Origin of the sequence: Streptomyces sp. AN091965 (genome assembly GCF_022698285.1) — a bacterium.
GTDB lineage: Bacteria > Actinomycetota > Actinomycetes > Streptomycetales > Streptomycetaceae > Streptomyces.
This window is the reverse complement of record NZ_JALDMY010000001.1, coordinates 3,667,345-3,686,162: the sequence shown is the minus strand read 5'-3', so window position 1 is coordinate 3,686,162 and position 18,818 is coordinate 3,667,345. Positions and strand designations below refer to the sequence as shown.

Sequence of the window (18,818 nt, the reverse complement as noted above, 5' to 3'; positions counted from 1 at the left end):
CATGCTTGAGCCGAACGACCCCACTGAGGGCTCGCAGAACAGCAGCACCCCCAGCGACACGCTGCCGCCGCGCCGTCGGCGCCGCGCCGCGTCGCGCCCCGCGGGACCGCCCGCGGGCACCGCCACGGACGCCGCGCCGGCCATACCGGCCGCCCCCGCCACCGTGGACCCGGACGCCGAGGAGACGGACGAGACGGCCGCCGAGGCCCTCGCCGCCGAGCAGGCCGGGCAGGCCGAGGCCGTCGAGCCGTCGGTCGCCGAGGCCGCGGAGACCGTTGAGGCGGCTCCGGTGGCGCGTACGCGTCGGCGTGCGACGCGTAAGGCGTCCGCTCCGGCCGGTGCGCCCAAGGCTGCCGAGGAGGCCCCGCAGGAGGCCGAGGCCGCCGAGCCGTCGGTCGCCGAGGCCGCGGAGACCGTTGAGGCGGCTCCGGTGGCGCGTACGCGTCGGCGTGCGACGCGTAAGGCGTCCGCTCCGGCCGGTGCGCCCAAGGCCGCTGAGGAGGCCCCGCAGGAGGCCGCCGCTGCCGCCGAGCCGGTGGCCGCTGAAGCCGTCGCCGCCGAGCCGGTCGCCGTCGAGCCGGAGGCCGAGGCCGCGCCGCGGCGCTCGCGCCGCCGTGCCACCCGTGGCGTGACCGCGCCCACCGCCGAGGCGCAGGCCGAGGCCGCGCAGACCGAGCAGCCCGCCGCCGCGGCGGAGCCCGCCGTCGAGGCGCCGCAGGCCCCGCAGGCCGAGGAGGAGGCCGAGTCCGCCGCGCCGCGCCGTTCGCGCCGCCGCGCCACGCGCGCCGTCTCCGCCCCCGCCGCCGAGCCGCAGGCCGAGGAGACCCCCGACGTGCCGGAGACCCCCGCAGCCGCGGTCCCCGAGGCCACCGCTGCCGCCGAGTCCGAGGCGCCCCGCCGCGCCCGCCGCCGTGCCACGCGCGCCGCGGCCGCGCCCGCCGCCGAGGCGAAGGCCGCCGAGGCCGCGCAGGCCCCGCAGGCCGCCGAGGCCCCGCAGGTTCCGCAGGCCGCCGACGAGGCCGAGGCCGCGCCGCGCGCCCGCAACCGCCGTCGCGCCACCCGCAAGGCCGCCGCCGGGTTCACCGCCCCGCCCGCCGAGTCGCGTACCCGGGGCGAGGACGAGGGTCGGCGCCCCGCGCGCCCCGCCGTCGCCATGTTCCAGGCTCCGGTGTTCACCGAGCCGATGTTCCAGACCCCGGAGCGCGCCGCCGCCGCTGCCGCCGCCGAGGCGGCCGAGGCGGAGGCAGCGCCCGCGCCCGCCCCCGAGGCCCCCGCCGCTCCGGTCGCCGAGGAGGAGACGGGCCCGCGCCGTCGCCGTCGCCGCCGCGCCGCCGACGAGCAGCCCGTCGAGGCCCCGCAGCCCGTCGAGGCCGTGGAGCCCGTCGAGACGGAGGAGCCGCAGGACGCCGAGGCCGAGGCCGAGACCGGTGACGTCGCCGAGGGCGAGGAGGCCGGCGAGCGCCAGGGCCGCCGTCGCCGTCGTGGTGGCCGTCGCCGCCGCCGCGGTGAGTCCGCCGACGCCGACGGCATCGACGGACCGGACGAGGACGTCGCCGCCGAGCAGGCGGAGCAGGACGCCGAGGACACCGCCGAGCAGGTCGCGGAGGACGCCGAGGAGGCCGACGAGGCCGCCGAAGGACCGGCGGGCTCCAGCAGCAGCCGTCGCCGTCGCCGCCGTCGTCGCCGCGCCGGTGACGCTGCCGAGAGCGAGCCGGGCGAGGGCGACCCGGAGCGCACGGTCGTGAAGGTCCGCGAGCCGCGCAAGAAGTCCGCGGACGACGGCACGCCGAGCGACGAGGTGCAGTCCATCAAGGGCTCGACCCGTCTTGAGGCGAAGAAGCAGCGCCGCCGCGAGGGCCGCGAGCAGGGCCGCCGCCGGGTGCCGATCATCACCGAGGCCGAGTTCCTGGCCCGCCGCGAGGCGGTCAACCGCGAGATGATCGTCCGCCAGAACGGCGACCGCACCCAGATCGGCGTCCTCGAGGACAACGTGCTCGTCGAGCACTACGTCAACAAGGAGCAGTCGACGTCGTACGTCGGCAACGTCTACCTGGGCAAGGTGCAGAACGTCCTGCCGTCGATGGAGGCCGCCTTCATCGACATCGGCAAGGGCCGCAACGCCGTCCTGTACGCCGGTGAGGTCAACTTCGAGGCGCTCGGCATGGCCAACGGGCCGCGCCGCATCGAGTCCGCCCTGAAGTCCGGCCAGTCCGTGCTCGTGCAGGTCACCAAGGACCCGATCGGCCACAAGGGCGCCCGCCTGACCAGCCAGGTCTCGCTGCCCGGCCGCTACCTGGTCTACGTGCCCGAGGGCTCGATGACCGGCATCAGCCGCAAGCTGCCCGACACCGAGCGGGCGCGCCTGAAGACCATCCTCAAGAAGATCGTCCCCGAGGACGCGGGCGTGATCGTGCGCACCGCCGCCGAGGGCGCGAGCGAGGACGAGCTGCGCCGCGACGTCGAGCGGCTCCAGGCGCAGTGGGAGGACATCCTCAAGAAGTCGAAGATGACCACGACCAGCTCGCCGAGCCTGCTGTACGGCGAGCCGGACATGACCGTCCGCGTGGTCCGCGACATCTTCAACGAGGACTTCTCCAAGGTCATCATCAGCGGTGACGACGCCTGGCAGACCATCCACGGCTACGTCTCGCACGTCGCGCCCGACCTCGCCGACCGCCTCCAGCGGTGGACGTCCGAGGTGGACGTCTTCGCGACGTACCGGATCGACGAGCAGCTCGCGAAGGCGCTCGACCGCAAGGTCTGGCTGCCGAGCGGTGGTTCGCTGGTGATCGACAAGACCGAAGCCATGGTCGTGATCGACGTCAACACCGGCAAGTTCACCGGCCAGGGCGGCAACCTCGAAGAGACCGTCACCAGGAACAACCTGGAGGCGGCCGAGGAGATCGTGCGCCAGCTGCGGCTGCGCGACCTCGGCGGCATCGTCGTCGTCGACTTCATCGACATGGTCCTGGAGTCCAACCGCGACCTCGTCCTCAGGCGGATGCTGGAGTGCCTGGGCCGGGACCGCACGAAGCACCAGGTCGCCGAGGTGACCTCGCTGGGTCTCGTCCAGATGACCCGCAAGCGCGTGGGCCAGGGCCTGCTGGAGTCCTTCTCCGAGACCTGTGTCCACTGCAACGGCCGCGGTGTGATCGTGCACATGGACCAGGCGACGTCGGCCGGTGGCGGCGGCAAGCGCAAGAAGCGCGGCCGCGGCGGTGCCGAGCACACGCACGAGGCCCCCGCCGCCGTCGAGGCCGAGGACACCGCCACGGAGACGGCGGCCGAGGTCGAGGCGGAGACCGCCGCGCCGGTGGCCCTGCCCGAGCCGGACTTCGCGGCGGACGAGGAGCTGTACAGCAGCGCCGCGGAGGCCGAGGCGGCCGCGGCGTCCCGGGGCCGTTCGCGGCGCCGGGCCACGCGCCGCGCGTCGGCTCCGGCGGGCGCGCCCAAGGCGGAGCAGGCCGAGCAGCCCGAGCAGTCGCCCGAGGCCGAGCGGCCGGAGTCCGGCAGGAAGGCCAAGAAGGCCAAGTCCGGCACGGCGAAGGCGCGGTCCGCGAAGGCCGAGGCCGAGACGGCCGAGCCCGTGAAGAGCGAGCCCGTGACGGCCGAGCCCGTGGCGGTCGAGGCCGACACGGTGGAGCCCGTCGAGGCCGCCCCGGTGGCCGAGGCCCCGGCGCCCGCCGTCGAGGACGACGCCGCTCCCAAGGGGCGTACGCGCCGCCGCGCGACCCGTAAGGCGTCGGCTCCGGCCGGTTCGCCGAAGGCCGCGGGCGACGCCGAGGTGATCGTCACGGAGGCCGCCAAGCAGGAGCCGACGGCCCCGGCCGAGCCGGAGCCGGTGGCCGCTGCCGCCGAGCCCGTCGCGGAGCCGGTCGCACCGGCCGTCGCGGAGCCCGTCGCCGAGGCCCCGGCCCGGCCGCGCCGCCGCGCCGTCCGCAAGGCGACCGCGCCGACCGCGTCGGAGGACGCGGCCGTGGTGGTCCTGCCCGCGGCGGACAAGCCCGCGGAGCAGGCCGACGGGGCGCAGCGGACGGACAAGGCCGAGCAGGCCGCCCCCGTCGCCGAGGCCGCCGAGCCGGAGCAGGCCCCCGAGGCCCCGTCCGCGACCGCCGGCGAGGCGACCGCGGAGGAGGCCCCCGAGGCCGAGGCCAAGGCCGCCAAGAAGACGGCCCGCAAGACGGTCAAGAAGGCCACTGCCAAGAAGGCCGCCACGAAGAAGACGGCGGCCAAGAAGACGGTGGCCAAGACGGCGGCGGCCAAGACGGCCGCGACCAAGAAGACCGCGGCCAAGAAGACGACCGCGAAGAAGACGACGGCCAAGAAGGCGGCGAAGAAGACCACCGCCAAGAAGGCCGCGGCGGCCGAGCAGTCGGCGCCGTCCGCCGTCGCGGCCGACGCGAGCTGACCCGCGAGGGATCAGCGACCGCGGAGGTCAGCAGCTCGGAGCCCCCGTCCGGCGCACGCGCCGGGCGGGGGCTCCGGCGTTCCCGCGCTCCACCATCACCTATCCGTTGGGGTTGTCCGCTTCCGGCCCGTACTTGGTGCCGGGGCGGGATACCTGTAAGACTCACGGGGTCCGTTGAGCAAGGGGAGGGATGGACATGGCGGGAGCACGTCCACACGGGATACGTCTGAGGGGCACGGGACGCCACCGGGCGGTACGGCCCGCCAGGGGAGGGCGCCAGGCCGCCGCGCTCGCCACGGTCCTGTCGGCCGCCACCCTGCCGGCCGCGGCCACCGCCACCGCCGCGCCCGCCGGGACGCCCGCCTGGCCCGAGGGCCCCGTCTTCAACGACCCGCTGGGCACCGTCGACCAGCAGCACGCGATCCGCACCCGGCTCATCGAGCTGACCGACGCGGCCGTGGAGGGCTCGACCATCAAGGTCGCCGTCTACCACGTCTGGGAGGCTCCCATAGTCGAGGCGCTCGTCGGCGCCCACAAGCGCGGGGTCAACGTACAGATCCTGCTCGACTCGACCAGCAAGACGGACCGCCCGGACAACACCGCGTACGCCACGCTCGTCAACGAGCTCGGCGCCAACCGGACCAAGTCGTCCTTCGTGACGCTGTGCCCGCCGAACAAGTCGTGCCTGGGCGACCCGCGGTACGGCAAATCGATCATGCACAACAAGTTCTGGCTGTTCTCCGAGGTCAAGGGGGCCCGGGACGTCGTCGTCCAGACCACGTCGAACTCGACCCCGTCGGCGCACACCAAGTTCTTCAACGACGCGCTGCTGCTGCCGGACAACCCGGCCATGTACGACGCGTTCTCCGAGTACTTCACCGACATGGTCGGCAGGAACTGGGAGGCCTGGGACTACCGCACGGCCAGCAGCGGCCGCTACAAGGCGTACTTCTTCCCGCGCGTCGGCACGGTGAACGAGACCGACACCATGTACTCGGTCCTGAACAACGTCTCGTGCACCTACAAGGACGCACACGGCGTCAAGCGCAGCACCAAGGTCCGCGCCTCCATCTTCAAGATCACGCGCAAGCAGATCGCCGACAAGCTGGTCTCCCTGCAGAAGGCGGGCTGCGCCGTCGACCTGGTGTACGCCGAGACGGACAGCGCCAAGAGCCAGAACGGCAGGCCCGGCACCTGGGAAGGGCTGCACAAGCCCGGCGGCCCGGCGCTGCGCTGCTTCAACGACGACCGGGACCCGCTCAGGCCCGGCCAGAAGCTCGTCACGCCGTACATCATCCACAGCAAGTACGTGCTGATCGACGGCAAGTACGACGGCAAGATCAAGAAGGTGTCCTTCACCGGTTCGCAGAACTACACCGCGCCCGCGCTGCGCGAGAACGACGAGCTGATCGTCAAGATCGACGACGACGCCGTGCACAACACGTACCTCAAGCACTTCAACCGCGTGAAGAAGGTGGCGTGGCCCGGTACCAAGGACAAGACGGACCTGTGCCGGGGCGTGAAGCCGCTGCCGCCGGACGGTGAGAAGCCGACGCGCTAGCGCTTCGCCGGAGCCGCCGAGAGGAGCTGTCGACCGGCTGCGGGCCCGTCGTGGCCGGTCGCGCAGTTCCCCGCGCCCCTTCGGGGCGCTTCTCGGGACCCGGTTTGACCCTTACGGGCGGGCCCCGTAATCTTGACCGTCGGCGTGTCCATACGTGCGCCCATCCTCGTAAACCTTCTTCCCTCCCGGAATTCCTACGGATCTTCGGGAGAGGCCGATCGCGCTGTCGCTGCGGACGGCTGGACTGCGGGGATTCCGTTCCGAGCGAGAGAGAGATCCGCGTGTACGCCATCGTGCGCAGCGGTGGTCGCCAGCACAAGGTTGCTGTCGGCGACATCGTTGAGGTTGACAAGATTTCCACCGCCAAGGTTGGCGACACGGTCGAGCTCTCGACCCTGCTCGTTGTCGACGGCGAGTCCGTGACCAGCGACCCGTGGGTCCTGGCCGGCATCAAGGTCACGGCCGAGGTCGTGGACCACCACAAGGGCCAGAAGATCGACATTCTGCGCTACAAGAACAAGACCGGCTACCGCCGTCGCCAGGGTCACCGTCAGCAGTACACGGCGATCAAGGTCACCGGCATCCCCACGGCTGCGAAGTAAGGGACTGAGACAAGATGGCACACAAGAAGGGCGCATCGTCCACCCGGAACGGTCGCGACTCCAATGCTCAGCGGCTCGGCGTGAAGCGCTTCGGCGGTCAGGTCGTCAACGCCGGTGAGATCCTGGTCCGCCAGCGCGGCACCCACTTCCACCCGGGCTCGGGCGTCGGCCGCGGCAAGGACGACACCCTGTTCGCCCTGGACGCCGGCGCGGTGGAGTTCGGTACCCACCGCGGCCGCAAGGTCGTGAACATCGTCCCGGTCGCCTGAACGGCACTCTGACCGGAACTTTCGCGAGGCGGACCTCACTTCCCTGTCGGGAAGCGGGTCCGCCTTTCGCGTGTTTTGAATAGACACAGCACAGCTAGACACTTTCGTACTCCTCCGGCCCCGCGGCCGGGGGGACCCTTCCAGGAGGCACCGAACCATGACCACCTTCGTGGACCGCGTCGAGCTGCACGTCGCCGCGGGTAACGGGGGCCACGGCTGTGCCTCCGTCCACCGTGAGAAGTTCAAGCCGCTCGGCGGCCCGGACGGCGGCAACGGCGGCCGTGGCGGCGATGTGATCCTGGTCGTCGACCAGTCGGTCACCACCCTGCTCGACTACCACCACAGCCCGCACCGCAAGGCCACCAACGGCAAGCCCGGCGAGGGCGGCAACCGCTCCGGCAAGGACGGCCAGGACCTGGTCCTGCCGGTGCCGGACGGCACGGTCGTCCTGGACAAGCAGGGCAACGTCCTCGCGGACCTCGTCGGCCACGGCACCTCGTACGTCGCCGCACAGGGCGGCCGCGGCGGCCTCGGCAACGCGGCGCTCGCCTCCGCCCGGCGCAAGGCCCCCGGCTTCGCGCTGCTCGGCGTGCCCGGCGACGCGGGCGACGTGGTCCTGGAGCTCAAGACCGTCGCGGACGTGGCGCTCGTCGGCTACCCGAGCGCGGGCAAGTCCTCGCTGATCTCGGTCCTGTCCGCCGCCAAGCCGAAGATCGCCGACTACCCGTTCACGACGCTCGTGCCGAACCTGGGCGTCGTCACCGCGGGCTCCACCGTCTACACCATCGCCGACGTGCCCGGCCTCATCCCGGGCGCCAGCCAGGGCAAGGGCCTCGGCCTCGAGTTCCTGCGCCATGTCGAGCGCTGCAGCGTGCTCGTGCACGTCCTGGACACCGCGACCCTGGAGTCCGACCGCGACCCGGTCTCGGACCTCGACGTGATCGAGGCCGAGCTGCGGCAGTACGGCGCGGGCCTGGAGAACCGGCCCCGGCTCGTCGTCCTCAACAAGGTCGACATCCCCGACGGCCAGGACCTCGCCGACATGGTCCGCCCCGACCTGGAGGCCCGCGGCTACCGCGTCTTCGAGGTCTCCGCCGTGGCCCACAAGGGCCTCAAGGAGCTGTCGTTCGCGCTCGCCGAGTTCGTCGCAGGGGCACGGGCCGCCAAGCCCAAGGAGGAGGCCACGCGCATCGTCATCCGGCCCAAGGCCGTCGACGACGCGGGCTTCACCGTGACGCGCGAGGACGACGAGGGGGCGCCCCTGTACCGCGTCCGCGGCGAGAAGCCGGAGCGCTGGGTCCGCCAGACCGACTTCAACAACGACGAGGCCGTCGGCTACCTCGCCGACCGGCTCAACCGCCTCGGCGTCGAGGACCAGCTGATGAAGGCGGGCGCCCGCGCGGGCGACGGCGTCGCCATCGGCCCCGAGGACGCCGCCGTCGTCTTCGACTGGGAGCCCTCGATGTCCGCCGGCGCGGAGATGCTCGGCCGCCGTGGCGAGGACCACCGCTTCGAGGCGCCGCGCCCCGCCGCGCAGCGCCGCCGCGACCGCGACGCGGAGCGCGACGAGTCGGAGCAGGAGTTCAACGACTTCAACCCGTTCTAGACCCTGGCTCCCTGCCCTGCCCTGCCCACGGCCGGGGCAGGGAGCAACCGTCGGAACAAGCGAAGGGGCCCGGAGCGAATCACTCGCTCCGGGCCCCTTCGGCGTACGAAGAGCTACGCGGACTCCAGCTCCTCCGCGGCGGCCTCGGCCGCCTCGGCGGCCGCCTCCTCCGCGGCCTCCTCCCGCTGCGCGGGGATCTCCGCGGCGACCCGCGCGGCAGCGCGCACGCGCCGCGCGTCGGACTTGGCGCTCAGCGCCACCGCCGCCGCGTTGAAGCGGACCAGGGAGGGCGGGTCGGAGGGCCCGAGGAGGTGCTCCTTGAGCTCGGCACGCGCCTCGGCGTACACGTCGTGGCCGGGGTCGCGCACGGCGGCCAGGAGCGCGGGCACGCCCTCCGCCTCGGGCGACAGGATGGCCGCGGCCCGCACCGTCGGGAAGCCGGCGCGGAAGTCCGCCTCGCTCAGCCCCGTGGTGTTGGCCACCGCGTACGGCTTCTCGCTGCTCAGCCAGTCGGACACGACCGACGAGACGTCGCTGATGAGCACGTCGGCCTGGTTGAAGCAGGAGAAGATCGCCGGTCGCGACTCGGTGATGATCTGGTGCTCCCACTCCGGCAGGGCCGCCCAGTACGCGGTCTCCCAGGCGAGCGTCGCCTCGATGATCGCGGCGCGGATGTCGCCGTCGGGCTTGCCCTGGAGCATCATGCGCTCCTGTTCGTCCGCGCCCTTGCGGAACTTCTTCGCCGTGAGGAGGTTCAGCTCCTCGGTGCGGCGGACCAGCTCGGCCTCGGCCTCGGGGCCGGGCCGGGCGCCGGAGCGCTGGACGTTGGCCTCGCGGATCATGGCCTTGATGCGCTCGTTGGCGGCGCCCGCGGCCGGGATCTGGGAGCCGGTCATCGGGTGCGGCTTGTAGATCAGGCGCACACCGGGGTCGGCGAGCAGGTGCCGGACGATGTTCTCGCCCGCGAGGATGACCGAGGTGTTGCCCGGGTTGCCGTCCCAGCCCTCCCAGGTGGGCGCGTACAGGACGGTCGTGAACGCACCGGTGGGCGCGCCCGAGTACGGGCGGATCGGGGACAGCTGCGGACGGCCGACCTCGACGACGTCCTGGTCGGCCACGCCGATGTCGGCGAGCTGGTAGCGCTCGCGCGCGGCGGGACCGGCGACCCACACCTCGTCGTACGCCTTCGCGTACGGGTTGCAGGAGGACAGCTTGTCGCTCTCGCCGTGGTTGATGAAGGCGTGCTTGATCGACGGGATGCGCAGCACCTGCGAGGTCTTCGCGGCGTTCGCCGGGTGCAGGAGCATCTTCAGCGTCGACTGCTCCAGGGAGAACATCGTGGCGACCTTCGGGAAGCAGATGATCGGCACGTCCGTGGAGTCGATCTTCTGGACCATGAAGCGCTCGCGGAGCACGATCAGCGGGTTGCCGTCGAGCTGCGAGAGCGTGGAGAGCCACATGTTGGCCTGGTACGCGGAGGTGGTGCCGCCGGAGAAGTACATGCCGACGGTCGGCTGGTAGTCGGCCAGCCACTGGTCGAGCCACTCCATGACCGCTTCGGTGTTCTTGGCGCGCTTCTTGGGGAGCAGCCAGGTCATGAGGTAGACGACGCTGCCGCCCAGGAGCGCCAGGGAGATGCCGAGGCCGATGCCGCCCCAGTACGCGTCGGTGGTGGCCGCCGTGAGCAGCAGGCCCAGGGTCGTCGGCACCGAGAACAGGAGCAGGCGGCGCGCGTGCTGGCGGGCCAGCAGGCGCGGCGGCGCGGCGGTGAGGTGCAGCGCGGAGGTGTCGATGTTCCGCGTGAGCACCGGCAGCTGACGGCTGCGGCGGACCATGACGGCGGTCGCCGTGCAGGTGAAGTGCAGGGCGAAGAAGACGAGCAGCGAGACGGTCAGCGGCGACTGCTCGGCGAGCGGCTCGATGCCGTCGATGCGCAGCAGGCCGACGAGGATCAGCATGTCGCGCAGCAGCTGCCGGACGATGACGTCGAAGCGGACCTTGCCGAGCAGGGAGAGCAGCCCCGGCTGCTTGTACTGCAGGTAGATGTCGAGCGCGAGGTTCGCCGCGGAGGCGGCGATGAACACCGGGACGTACGGAATCAGCGCGGTGGCGAGCTGTGCCGCGAAGAGTGCGAACATCGTCAGCAGCGCGGTGAGCTGCACGATGCGGCGGTTGGCGAGTCCGGCGGAGGGCACGGGCTTGAGCTCCTGGCGGGGGGCGGTCGGACAGGGCGGGGGCGGTACTGGAGTCCGGAACATGAGGACGGGGCCTGCTTCAGACGAGGCTCGTCACTCATCCGGATAAGAGGAAGACCCCTGACCGTATGACGCCGGGTGCCTCCGTAGCAATCTTCCGTGACGCTCATCACCGCATATAGGGGCAAAGGTCACAGGGTGCATGGGCCGGAATCCCGTCGTGTGGCTGCTTGACGCCCCTGCGGAGCGCCCCGGCGGCCCCCTGGCCGCTCGCTGGCCGCCCCCGTACGGTCCACCGGCCGGAACGCCGGGGCGCCGGGCCCCGGTCTTCGCGTAGATTCGCAGGGCCAGCAGCATCGGGATCATTTGGGGAAGCGCGTGACTAGGCAGGGCGTGGCAGAGGCTCACCGGGTCGTCGTCAAGGTGGGGTCCTCCTCGCTGACCACCGCTTCGGGGGGCCTCGACGCGGACCGCGTTGACGCGCTCGTCGACGTGCTGGCCAAGCACCGAAATCTGGGGGCGGCCCGAAGGGTCTCGGTTGAGGGCGGTGGCGGGAGACGGGTGGGCGGGGGCGAGCGCGAGATCGTGCTCGTGTCGTCCGGTGCCATCGCCGCCGGGCTCGCGCCGCTCGGCCTGCGCCGCCGCCCCAAGGACCTGGCCCGCCAGCAGGCCGCGGCCAGCGTCGGCCAGGGCCTGCTCATGGCCCGCTACACGGCCTCCTTCGCGCGCTACGGCCTCCGCGTCGGGCAGATCCTGCTCACCACCGACGACACCAGCCGCCGCGCCCACCACCGCAACGCCTCGCGCACCCTCGACAAGCTCCTCGCCATGGGCGCCCTGCCGGTCGTCAACGAGAACGACACCGTCGCGACCGACGAGATCCGCTTCGGCGACAACGACCGGCTCGCCGCCCTCGTCGCCCACCTCGTCCGCGCCGACCTGCTCGTGCTGCTCTCGGACGTCGACGGCCTGTACGACGGCGACCCCGCGGCCGAGGGCACCGCGCGCATCGGCGAGGTGCGCGGCCCCGCCGACATCGCGCACGTCAAGATCGGCAGCGCGGGCAAGGCGGGCGTCGGCACCGGCGGCATGGTCACCAAGGTCGAGGCCGCCCGGATCGCCGCGGCCGCGGGCATCCCCGTCGTCCTGACCTCCGCGAGCCACGCGTCGGACGCCCTCGCGGGCCGGGACACGGGCACGTACTTCCACGCCACCGGGCGCCGCTCCGCGGACCGTCTGCTGTGGCTCCAGCACGCCTCGGCGCCCCGGGGTGCCGTCACGCTCGACGACGGGGCCGTGCGCGCGGTCGTGGAGGGCCGCAAGTCGCTGCTGCCCGCGGGCATCGCGGCCGTCGAGGGCGACTTCATCGCGGGCGACCCGGTCGAGCTGCGGGACCCCGCGGGGCGTGCCGTCGCCCGCGGCCTGGTCAACTTCGACGCCAAGGAGCTGCCCCGGCTCCTCGGCCGCTCCACGCACGAGCTCGCCCGCGAGCTCGGTCCCGCGTACGAGCGCGAAGTGATCCACCGCGACGACCTGGTGGTCCTGCACCCCTGAGGCGCCCCGGCCGGGCCGCGCCCCGCCCCTGAACGCGCGCTCCCGCGAACCCCTGTGCGGCCCGCCCCGCTATCCCCGCCCACCCCGTCGACACCAGCGGAAATCAGGCCGAAAACAGGCGCGAACGCCGTTCACGGACCGGCTCGCCCGAGGGGAAACTCCGGAAAATCGCCCCGAGAGACCGCTTGTCCTGCTCAACTTTGTTGCAAGGCAGTTCCGCACGACCGTTGCGTAACGACCGTTGCGCATCCGCATGAGGACTGGTTGAAGGAGGCCGTCGTGAGACGAGTGCGCCCAGGGGCGGCGTCCCGCGGGTCGGCTGAGCGCGCCCTGACGAGCGTCGCCGCGGGGGCGGCGTACACCGGGGGCACGGGCGATGACCACGACCGGGAGACAGGCGCGCGGCAGCCGGACGAGAGCCCCCGGGAGACGGGCGGCGAGCGCGCCGAGGCCCCGCGCCTGTGGCACGTGACACTCAGCGTCTCCGGCACCAGGACCCCGTTGCAGGAGGTCAGGCGCGGTCTCGAACAGCTCGCCCACGACCACCCCTTTCTGCTGACCAGCCGGTACGCCCACGACCACGCGGAAATCCGCTACTGGGAAGAGGCCCGCGACCTGCACGACGCCGCGGCGGTGGCGCTGCGCCTGTGGGGCGAGCACCGGCAGACCGCGCAGCTGCCGCCCTGGGAGATCGTCGGCCTCGAAGTGATCGACCGCGACACGTATCACCAGCGCATCGCGGAGGGGTACGGGCCGCTGCCCGCGACCCCGGTCGGCGTCCACCCCTTCTAGGCGGCGGCGACGCCGGGGCGGCCCGCGGCCGTGGCGACGTACGGCTCCATTCGCGTGGGCGCGCCCCGCCCCAAACGACCCGCGGATGCGTCACACGCGGAAACCGGCCATGTCTCGCGGAGCGGGACACCCCATGGACGCGGGCGCGCGCAAGGCTACGCTTCCGGCATGACCGCCCCGCTCTCCCCGTACGACAACATGTCCCCGGTCGCGCAAGCGGCCTACCGTGCCCGCGCCGCCGCCGCGCGGCTCGCGCCGCTGCCGCGGGCCGCGAAGGACGACGCGCTGCTCGCCGTCGCCGACGCCCTGGAGGTGCGCACGGCGGAGATCGTCGAGGCCAACGCCGAGGACGTCGAGCGCGCCCGCGCGGCCGGGACCAGCGAGGCGATCGTGGACCGGCTCACGCTCACGCCCGAGCGCGTGCGCGCCATCGCCGCCGACGTGCGGGACGTCGTCGCCCTGCCCGACCCCGTCGGCGAGGTCGTGCGCGGCTCCACGCTGCCCAACGGCATCGACCTGCGCCAGGTCCGCGTCCCCCTCGGCGTCGTCGGCATCATCTACGAGGCCCGGCCGAACGTCACCGTGGACGCCGCCGCCCTGTGCCTGAAGTCCGGCAACGCGGTGCTGCTGCGCGGTTCGTCGTCCGCGTACGCCTCCAACACGGCGCTGGCGCGCGTCCTGCGCGACGCCGTCGGCGGCGCCGGGCTCCCGGCCGACGCCGTCCAGCTCGTGCCCGGCGAGAGCCGCGACTCCGTGCGCGAGCTGATGCGCGCCCGCGGCCTCGTCGACGTCCTGATCCCGCGCGGCGGCGCCTCGCTGATCAAGACGGTCGTCGAGGAGTCCACCGTCCCCGTCATCGAGACCGGCACCGGCAACTGCCACGTGTACGTCGACAAGGACGCCGACCTCGACATGGCCGTCGAGATCCTCATCAACTCCAAGGCGCACCGCGTCAGCGTCTGCAACGCCGCCGAGACCCTCCTGGTGCACGCCGACATCGCCGACGCCTTCCTGCCGCGCGCCCTGGACGCGCTCGCCGGGGCGGGCGTGACCGTGCACGCCGACGAGCGCGTCCAGGCGTACGCCCCCGCCTCGAAGGCCACCGTCGTCCCGGCGACCGCCGAGGACTGGGAGACCGAGTACCTCTCGTACGACATCGCGGCCGCCGTCGTCGACTCCCTGGAGCAGGCCGTCGAGCACATCCGGCTGTGGACCTCCGGGCACACCGAGGCCATCGTCACCACCTCGCAGCAGGCCGCCCGCCGGTTCACCCAGCTCGTGGACTCCACGACGGTCGCCGTGAACGCCTCCACGCGGTTCACCGACGGCGGCCAGTTCGGCTTCGGCGCCGAGATCGGCATCTCCACGCAGAAGCTGCACGCGCGCGGGCCGATGGGCCTGCCGGAACTGACCTCGACGAAGTACATCGTGACCGGCGACGGACACGTGCGCTGAGGCCTTGTGGCCCCCGCCCGACGGGCGGGGGCGTTCGGGGTCACAACTGCTGAATTCCCTTTCCGTCTGCCCAAATCCACCACTCCAGGTCTACGCTGGACGCGTGCCGGAGGACGTGGGGGGCACGCCGTTCGCAGGCGGCGGGGAGCCCGACGACGACCGCGACCACGGGGGTGCGGACGACGAGTTCGCCTCCGTGGTCTTCGACGAGGACTTCGTGCGGGCCGCGGAAATCCACGAACCCACCGCCGTGGAGCGCCTCCTGGCCGCCGCCCAGGCCCGCGCCGAGGCCGAGGCCCGCCGCGGCCGCTCCCGCCGCTCCGGCTCCGACGCACGGGACGCGGCGGACGGCGACTTCGACGACTACGCCTACGACGGATACGGCCCGGACGACGGCGTCTTCGGCCCCGACCGTGACGTCGACGAACTCGACGACCTCGACGACGCGGAGCTGATGGAGGACGGCCGCGGGCGCTACGGCCGGCGCGGCGGCAAGGTCCGCTGGCACCGCCCCGTCGCCTGGATGCTCGCCCTCCTGATGGGCATAGGCATGGTGGCCTTCGCCTTCGCCGCGGTGTACCGCGGGGCGTCGTCCGGCCGCCAGGACCGCATACCCCCGCCCGCGACCACCGAGGTCGAGCAGACCCGGGGCGCGGGCGAGGCCGGCGGCCCCTCCGCGTCGGCGGAGTTCGGCCAGCCCGCCGTACCGGCCGAGCCGCGCACGCCCTGACACCCTCCCGCGAACCCCCGCACGAGCTCGGCGAACGTGCTGACGCGGCACGTGAGGAGTTGTCAGAACTTGTCGTGTACCAGGGCGTTTACCGCGCGTCCCGGAGACCTACCCTGAAGGTATGGGCGGGCCAGGAGAACCACCTGCGGGGACACCCGAGGGCGCTCCCGGAGGTGAGGACGAGTACCGATCCGTCGTCTTCGACGAGTCGTTCGTACGCGCTGCGCGATTACAGGAGTTCTCCGCGCGCGAGCGGATGGGCGACCACGCGCGCGCCGTCCGCCGCAGGCCGAGCCCGCACCGCAGGCTCTCCCGGCAGGTGGTGATCCTCGTCGTCCTGATCACCGTCGCCTTCGGCACCGCCATCTACATGGGCGTGCGCCAACCGTACGAGACCCCCGTGGCCCGCCGCCCCGAGCCGCTGCGCATGACCGTCATCCCGCTCGCCCCGCAGGGCCGCGTGCCCGGTGCCGGGAAGGTCGCGGACCTGTTCGCGAAGAGCCCGGCCGCGCAGTTCGGCGTCGGCGCCAGCGGCATCGCGCTGCCCGCCGCCCGCCGCACCGCGCACTTCACCGAGGACCAGGTCGTCGCCGCGCTCGCCACCGCCAAGGACTACCTCGTCGAGTCCTCGCTCGACCCGGACGTGCTCAGCGGCCGCACCGTGCGCTCCCCGCGGGTGCTGCTCGACCCCGCCCAGCTCGACCAGTTCGACCGCAGCTTCAGCCGCCCCGCCGCCGACGGGCGGCACGCGCCCACCGGCTGGCTGGTGCGGTTCGACCCGGCGAGGACCGCGCTCGCCGACCCGGGGGTGCGGGTGAACGGCACGCTGCGCGCCGACGAGACCGACAAGGAGACCCTCGAAGTGGCCTCCGACCACACCTTCGTCTACGCGCTGCGGCCCGCGGGCGCGCACGGCCACGCGCGCGCCTCGCTGTTCACCGTCCGGCGCGAGCTGCACTTCCGCTTCGACCGCGACGACCTGCGCATGCACCAGACCGAGCTGCTCGCGTCGTACGTCCAGGCCGGGCCGCTGAGCTGCGCCGCCGACAGCACGCGGCTGCTGCGGCCGCTGCTCGCGGGCCAGGAGGCGGGCCCCGGCGGGCCCGCGGGTACCGACCCGTACGCGACGGGCCGGGCGACGGCGCTGTGCGGGGCCCTGGCGGGCCCGGTCCGGGACGGGACGTAGCGGATGGCCGGTCGGCCAGGGGCGTGGCCGACCGGCCTGGGGCTACTTCTCGCCGGGGCCTTCCGAGGGCCCGTCGCCGCCGGGGCGCTCGGAGGATTCGCCGCCGCCCTGGCCCGTGAACCGGCCGCGCAGCTTCCCGCCGAGGTCGCCCGCGCCGCCCGCGATGTCCGTGACCAGCTTCATCAGCGGGTCCTTGCTGTTGCGCACCGTGTCCGCGTACGACGACGCCGACTGCCGGAAGGAGTCGGAGACGGAGGTGTCCTTGTCCTCCTGGCGGCGCGGGTAGTGGCCGTCCATGATGCGCTGGTAGTCGCGGGTCGCGGCCCACTTCCTCAGCTCGGCGGCGCGCACGGTGGTGAAGGGGTGGGAGCGCGGCAGCACGTTCAGGATCTTCAGGACGGAGTCGCGCAGGTCGCCGCCCGCCTCGTACTCCTCGGCCTGCTCCAGGAAGGCGTCCACGTTCATCTCGTGCAGGTGGTTGCCGCCCGCGATCTTCATCAGGCCGCGCATGGACGCCTGCAGGTCCTGGCCGACGAGCAGGCCCGCGCGGTCCGCGGACAGCTCCGACTTGCGGAACCACTCGCGCAGCGCGGTCACGATCGCCATGATCGCCACGTTGCCGAGCGGGATCCACGCCACCTTCAGGGCGAGGTTCGTCAGGAACAGCAGGATCGTGCGGTAGACCGCGTGGCCGGACAGGGCGTGGCCCACCTCGTGGCCGACGACCGCGCGCATCTCCTCCTCGTCGAGCAGCTCGACCAGGCCGGTGGTGACCACGATGATCGGCTCGTCGAGGCCGATGCACATCGCGTTCGGCTTCGGGTCCTGCGTGACGTACATCGGCGGGACCTTCTCCAGGTCCAGGATGTAACAGGCGTCCCGCAGCATGACGTTGAGGTGCGCGAACTGGGCGTCGGACACGCGTACGGAGTCCGAGAGGAACAGCAGCCTGAGGCTGCGCTCGGGGAGCAGTCCGCTGAGTGCCTTGAAGACCGTGTCGAACCCGCTGAGCTTGCGCAGGGCCACCAGGGCGGAGCGGTCCGCCGGGTGCTCGTACGCCCGGGACGAGATGCCGGGGAAGCGCCTGCGCTGCCTGCTCGGCACGCTCTCCCGGCCGCTGCCCGTCCCGTCGCTGCCGCTGTCGCCGCCTGTGCCGTCGTGGCCGTTGTGGCTGTCCTGGCCGTCGTGGTTGCCGTTGGTCATGCCGCATCCCCCATGTCGTGTCCGTCCGTCGCGTCCGCAATCGTGCCCCCGAGACGGGGCCCAGCCTAGGCGGAGATACCGTGGCGGGGCAGCGCACAGAAGGAGCCATCCGCCATGGAGTACATCTCTTCCGCCGACGCCCTCACCCTGGCCGCCCACGCGGCCGACAAGCAGGGCCCGGGCAACCTGCTCCGCGTCGTACTGATCGTGATGGTCGTCGGCTGCGTCCTGGTGGGCTGGCTGTTGCTGCGGGGATACCGGAAGTGACGGGCCCGGGGAGCCCCGGCAGGGCGCCGTCGCCGCACCGGCACACCCCGCATACGATGTGCCCAAGTCTTTACCCCGATCCCACACCGGATAGGTCCTGCTGACGATGAGCCTCCACGCCACCGCCGCCCAGTTCGTCACCCTCGCCTCCTCCGAAGGTGAGCACGTCGATGAGCACGCGAGCCTGAGCCCCTACGTGACCGGCGGCGGCGCCTTCGTCGTCCTGCTCCTGCTGCTGTGGATCACCACGCGCTTCAACCGCGACCGCTGAGCCCCGCGGTCCGGGGCCCTGCGGCTGGAACCCGGGTCGCCCGGCGGGGCCGGTAGTGTCTGCACGCATGGGAGAGCAGGACATGCCGACCGGCCCGCAGGGCGGACCTGGCACAGGCCCGGCGAGCGCCGCCAAGCGCCGCCTGGGCGTCATGGGTGGAACGTTCGATCCGATCCACCACGGACACCTGGTGGCGGCCAGTGAGGTCGCCGCCCAGTTCCACCTCGACGAGGTCGTGTTCGTACCGACCGGGCAGCCGTGGCAGAAGAGCCACAAGCTGGTCTCGCCCGCCGAGGACCGCTATCTGATGACGGTCATCGCGACCGCCGAGAACCCGCAGTTCTCGGTCAGCCGCATCGACATCGACCGCGGCGGCCCCACGTACACCACGGACACCCTGCGCGATCTGCGCCGCCTCAACCCCGACACGGACCTGTTCTTCATCACGGGCGCCGACGCGCTCGGTCAGATCCTCACCTGGCGGGACACCGAAGAGCTGTTCTCGCTGGCCCACTTCATCGGCGTCACCCGCCCCGGCCACACCCTGACCGACCCCGGCCTGCCCGAGGGCGGCGTCTCCCTCGTGGAGGTCCCGGCCCTCGCGATCTCCTCCACGGACTGCCGCTGCCGGGTCGCCAAGGGGGAGCCCGTCTGGTACCTGGTGCCCGACGGCGTGGTGCGTTATATCGACAAGCGCGAGCTGTACCGCGGCGACTGAG

At 72.8% G+C, this 18,818-nt stretch carries 15 protein-coding genes; 13 read left to right on the top strand and 2 right to left on the bottom strand.

Annotated elements, in window-relative coordinates; genetic code table 11:
- The first annotated feature begins 1 nt into the window (after position 1).
- The 5 genes from MQV74_RS15375 (at position 2) to obgE (ending at position 8,446) form a co-directional block, all read left to right on the top strand.
- Positions 2-4,408, top strand: a complete 4,407-nt coding sequence (locus MQV74_RS15375; protein ID WP_242718020.1) for an Rne/Rng family ribonuclease — start codon at positions 2-4, stop codon at positions 4,406-4,408.
- 196 nt (positions 4,409-4,604) lie between these two features.
- Positions 4,605-5,969, top strand: coding sequence for a phospholipase D-like domain-containing protein (locus MQV74_RS15370; RefSeq protein ID WP_242718018.1), 1,365 nt, complete (start codon positions 4,605-4,607; stop codon positions 5,967-5,969).
- A gap of 281 nt (positions 5,970-6,250) precedes the next feature.
- Entirely contained in the window at positions 6,251-6,571 is a 321-nt protein-coding gene (rplU, locus tag MQV74_RS15365; protein WP_030673925.1) for a 50S ribosomal protein L21, read from the top strand.
- A 14-nt stretch (positions 6,572-6,585) separates the two neighbouring features.
- A complete protein-coding gene (gene rpmA, locus MQV74_RS15360) occupies positions 6,586-6,840 on the top strand; it encodes a 50S ribosomal protein L27 (RefSeq protein WP_010986870.1) in 255 nt (84 codons plus the stop codon).
- Positions 6,841-6,997: 157 nt separating this feature from the next.
- Positions 6,998-8,446, top strand: a complete 1,449-nt coding sequence (obgE, locus tag MQV74_RS15355) for a GTPase ObgE (protein WP_242718016.1) — start codon at positions 6,998-7,000, stop codon at positions 8,444-8,446.
- Positions 8,447-8,559: 113 nt separating this feature from the next.
- On the opposite strand, the gene MQV74_RS15350 is transcribed toward obgE, so the two are convergent.
- Positions 8,560-10,641 (bottom strand): hypothetical protein, encoded by a 2,082-nt coding sequence (locus MQV74_RS15350; protein ID WP_242718014.1) that lies wholly within the window; start codon positions 10,639-10,641, stop codon positions 8,560-8,562.
- 393 nt (positions 10,642-11,034) lie between these two features.
- On the opposite strand from MQV74_RS15350, the gene proB reads away from it, so the two are divergent.
- The 5 genes from proB to MQV74_RS15325 all read left to right on the top strand — a co-directional run bounded on the left by proB (position 11,035) and on the right by MQV74_RS15325 (position 16,358).
- Entirely contained in the window at positions 11,035-12,195 is a 1,161-nt protein-coding gene (gene proB, locus MQV74_RS15345; protein WP_242718012.1) for a glutamate 5-kinase, read from the top strand.
- Positions 12,196-12,474: 279 nt separating this feature from the next.
- Positions 12,475-12,987, top strand: coding sequence for a hypothetical protein (locus MQV74_RS15340; protein ID WP_242718003.1), 513 nt, complete (start codon positions 12,475-12,477; stop codon positions 12,985-12,987).
- 168 nt (positions 12,988-13,155) lie between these two features.
- On the top strand, positions 13,156-14,442 hold the full coding sequence (locus tag MQV74_RS15335; protein WP_242718001.1) for a glutamate-5-semialdehyde dehydrogenase: 1,287 nt from the start codon (positions 13,156-13,158) through the stop codon (positions 14,440-14,442).
- A gap of 103 nt (positions 14,443-14,545) precedes the next feature.
- On the top strand, positions 14,546-15,172 hold the full coding sequence (locus MQV74_RS15330) for an SCO2584 family spore wall biosynthesis protein (protein ID WP_242717999.1): 627 nt from the start codon (positions 14,546-14,548) through the stop codon (positions 15,170-15,172).
- 121 nt (positions 15,173-15,293) lie between these two features.
- Complete coding sequence (locus tag MQV74_RS15325; protein ID WP_242717985.1) at positions 15,294-16,358, top strand: SCO2583 family membrane protein; 1,065 nt, start codon at positions 15,294-15,296, stop codon at positions 16,356-16,358.
- 42 nt (positions 16,359-16,400) lie between these two features.
- On the opposite strand, the gene MQV74_RS15320 is transcribed toward MQV74_RS15325, so the two are convergent.
- Complete coding sequence (locus MQV74_RS15320; RefSeq protein WP_242717983.1) at positions 16,401-17,561, bottom strand: M48 family metallopeptidase; 1,161 nt, start codon at positions 17,559-17,561, stop codon at positions 16,401-16,403.
- A gap of 114 nt (positions 17,562-17,675) precedes the next feature.
- Between MQV74_RS15320 and MQV74_RS15315 the strand changes: the two genes are divergently transcribed.
- From MQV74_RS15315 to nadD, 3 genes are all read left to right on the top strand, one after another.
- A complete protein-coding gene (locus MQV74_RS15315) occupies positions 17,676-17,828 on the top strand; it encodes a hypothetical protein (protein ID WP_171075740.1) in 153 nt (50 codons plus the stop codon).
- A 106-nt stretch (positions 17,829-17,934) separates the two neighbouring features.
- Positions 17,935-18,099: a hypothetical protein gene (locus MQV74_RS15310; RefSeq protein WP_138959695.1), complete on the top strand. Its 165-nt coding sequence runs from the start codon at positions 17,935-17,937 to the stop codon at positions 18,097-18,099.
- Between the two features lie 67 nt (positions 18,100-18,166).
- Entirely contained in the window at positions 18,167-18,817 is a 651-nt protein-coding gene (nadD, locus tag MQV74_RS15305) for a nicotinate-nucleotide adenylyltransferase (RefSeq protein ID WP_242717981.1), read from the top strand.
- Position 18,818 lies beyond the last annotated feature (1 nt).

What these genes read in the sequence shown, in the direction of transcription:
- MQV74_RS15375 (WP_242718020.1), top strand. Translation starts at nt 2, where the DNA reads ATGCTTGAGCCGAACGACCCCACTGAGGGCTCGCAGAACAGCAGCACC.
- MQV74_RS15370 (WP_242718018.1), top strand. Translation starts at nt 4,605, where the DNA reads ATGGCGGGAGCACGTCCACACGGGATACGTCTGAGGGGCACGGGACGC.
- rpmA (WP_010986870.1), top strand. Translation starts at nt 6,586, where the DNA reads ATGGCACACAAGAAGGGCGCATCGTCCACCCGGAACGGTCGCGACTCC.
- obgE (WP_242718016.1), top strand. Translation starts at nt 6,998, where the DNA reads ATGACCACCTTCGTGGACCGCGTCGAGCTGCACGTCGCCGCGGGTAAC.
- MQV74_RS15335 (WP_242718001.1), top strand. Translation starts at nt 13,156, where the DNA reads ATGACCGCCCCGCTCTCCCCGTACGACAACATGTCCCCGGTCGCGCAA.
- MQV74_RS15325 (WP_242717985.1), top strand. Translation starts at nt 15,294, where the DNA reads ATGGGCGGGCCAGGAGAACCACCTGCGGGGACACCCGAGGGCGCTCCC.
- MQV74_RS15320 (WP_242717983.1), bottom strand. Translation starts at nt 17,561, where the DNA reads ATGACCAACGGCAACCACGACGGCCAGGACAGCCACAACGGCCACGAC.
- MQV74_RS15315 (WP_171075740.1), top strand. Translation starts at nt 17,676, where the DNA reads ATGGAGTACATCTCTTCCGCCGACGCCCTCACCCTGGCCGCCCACGCG.
- MQV74_RS15310 (WP_138959695.1), top strand. Translation starts at nt 17,935, where the DNA reads ATGAGCCTCCACGCCACCGCCGCCCAGTTCGTCACCCTCGCCTCCTCC.
- nadD (WP_242717981.1), top strand. Translation starts at nt 18,167, where the DNA reads ATGGGAGAGCAGGACATGCCGACCGGCCCGCAGGGCGGACCTGGCACA.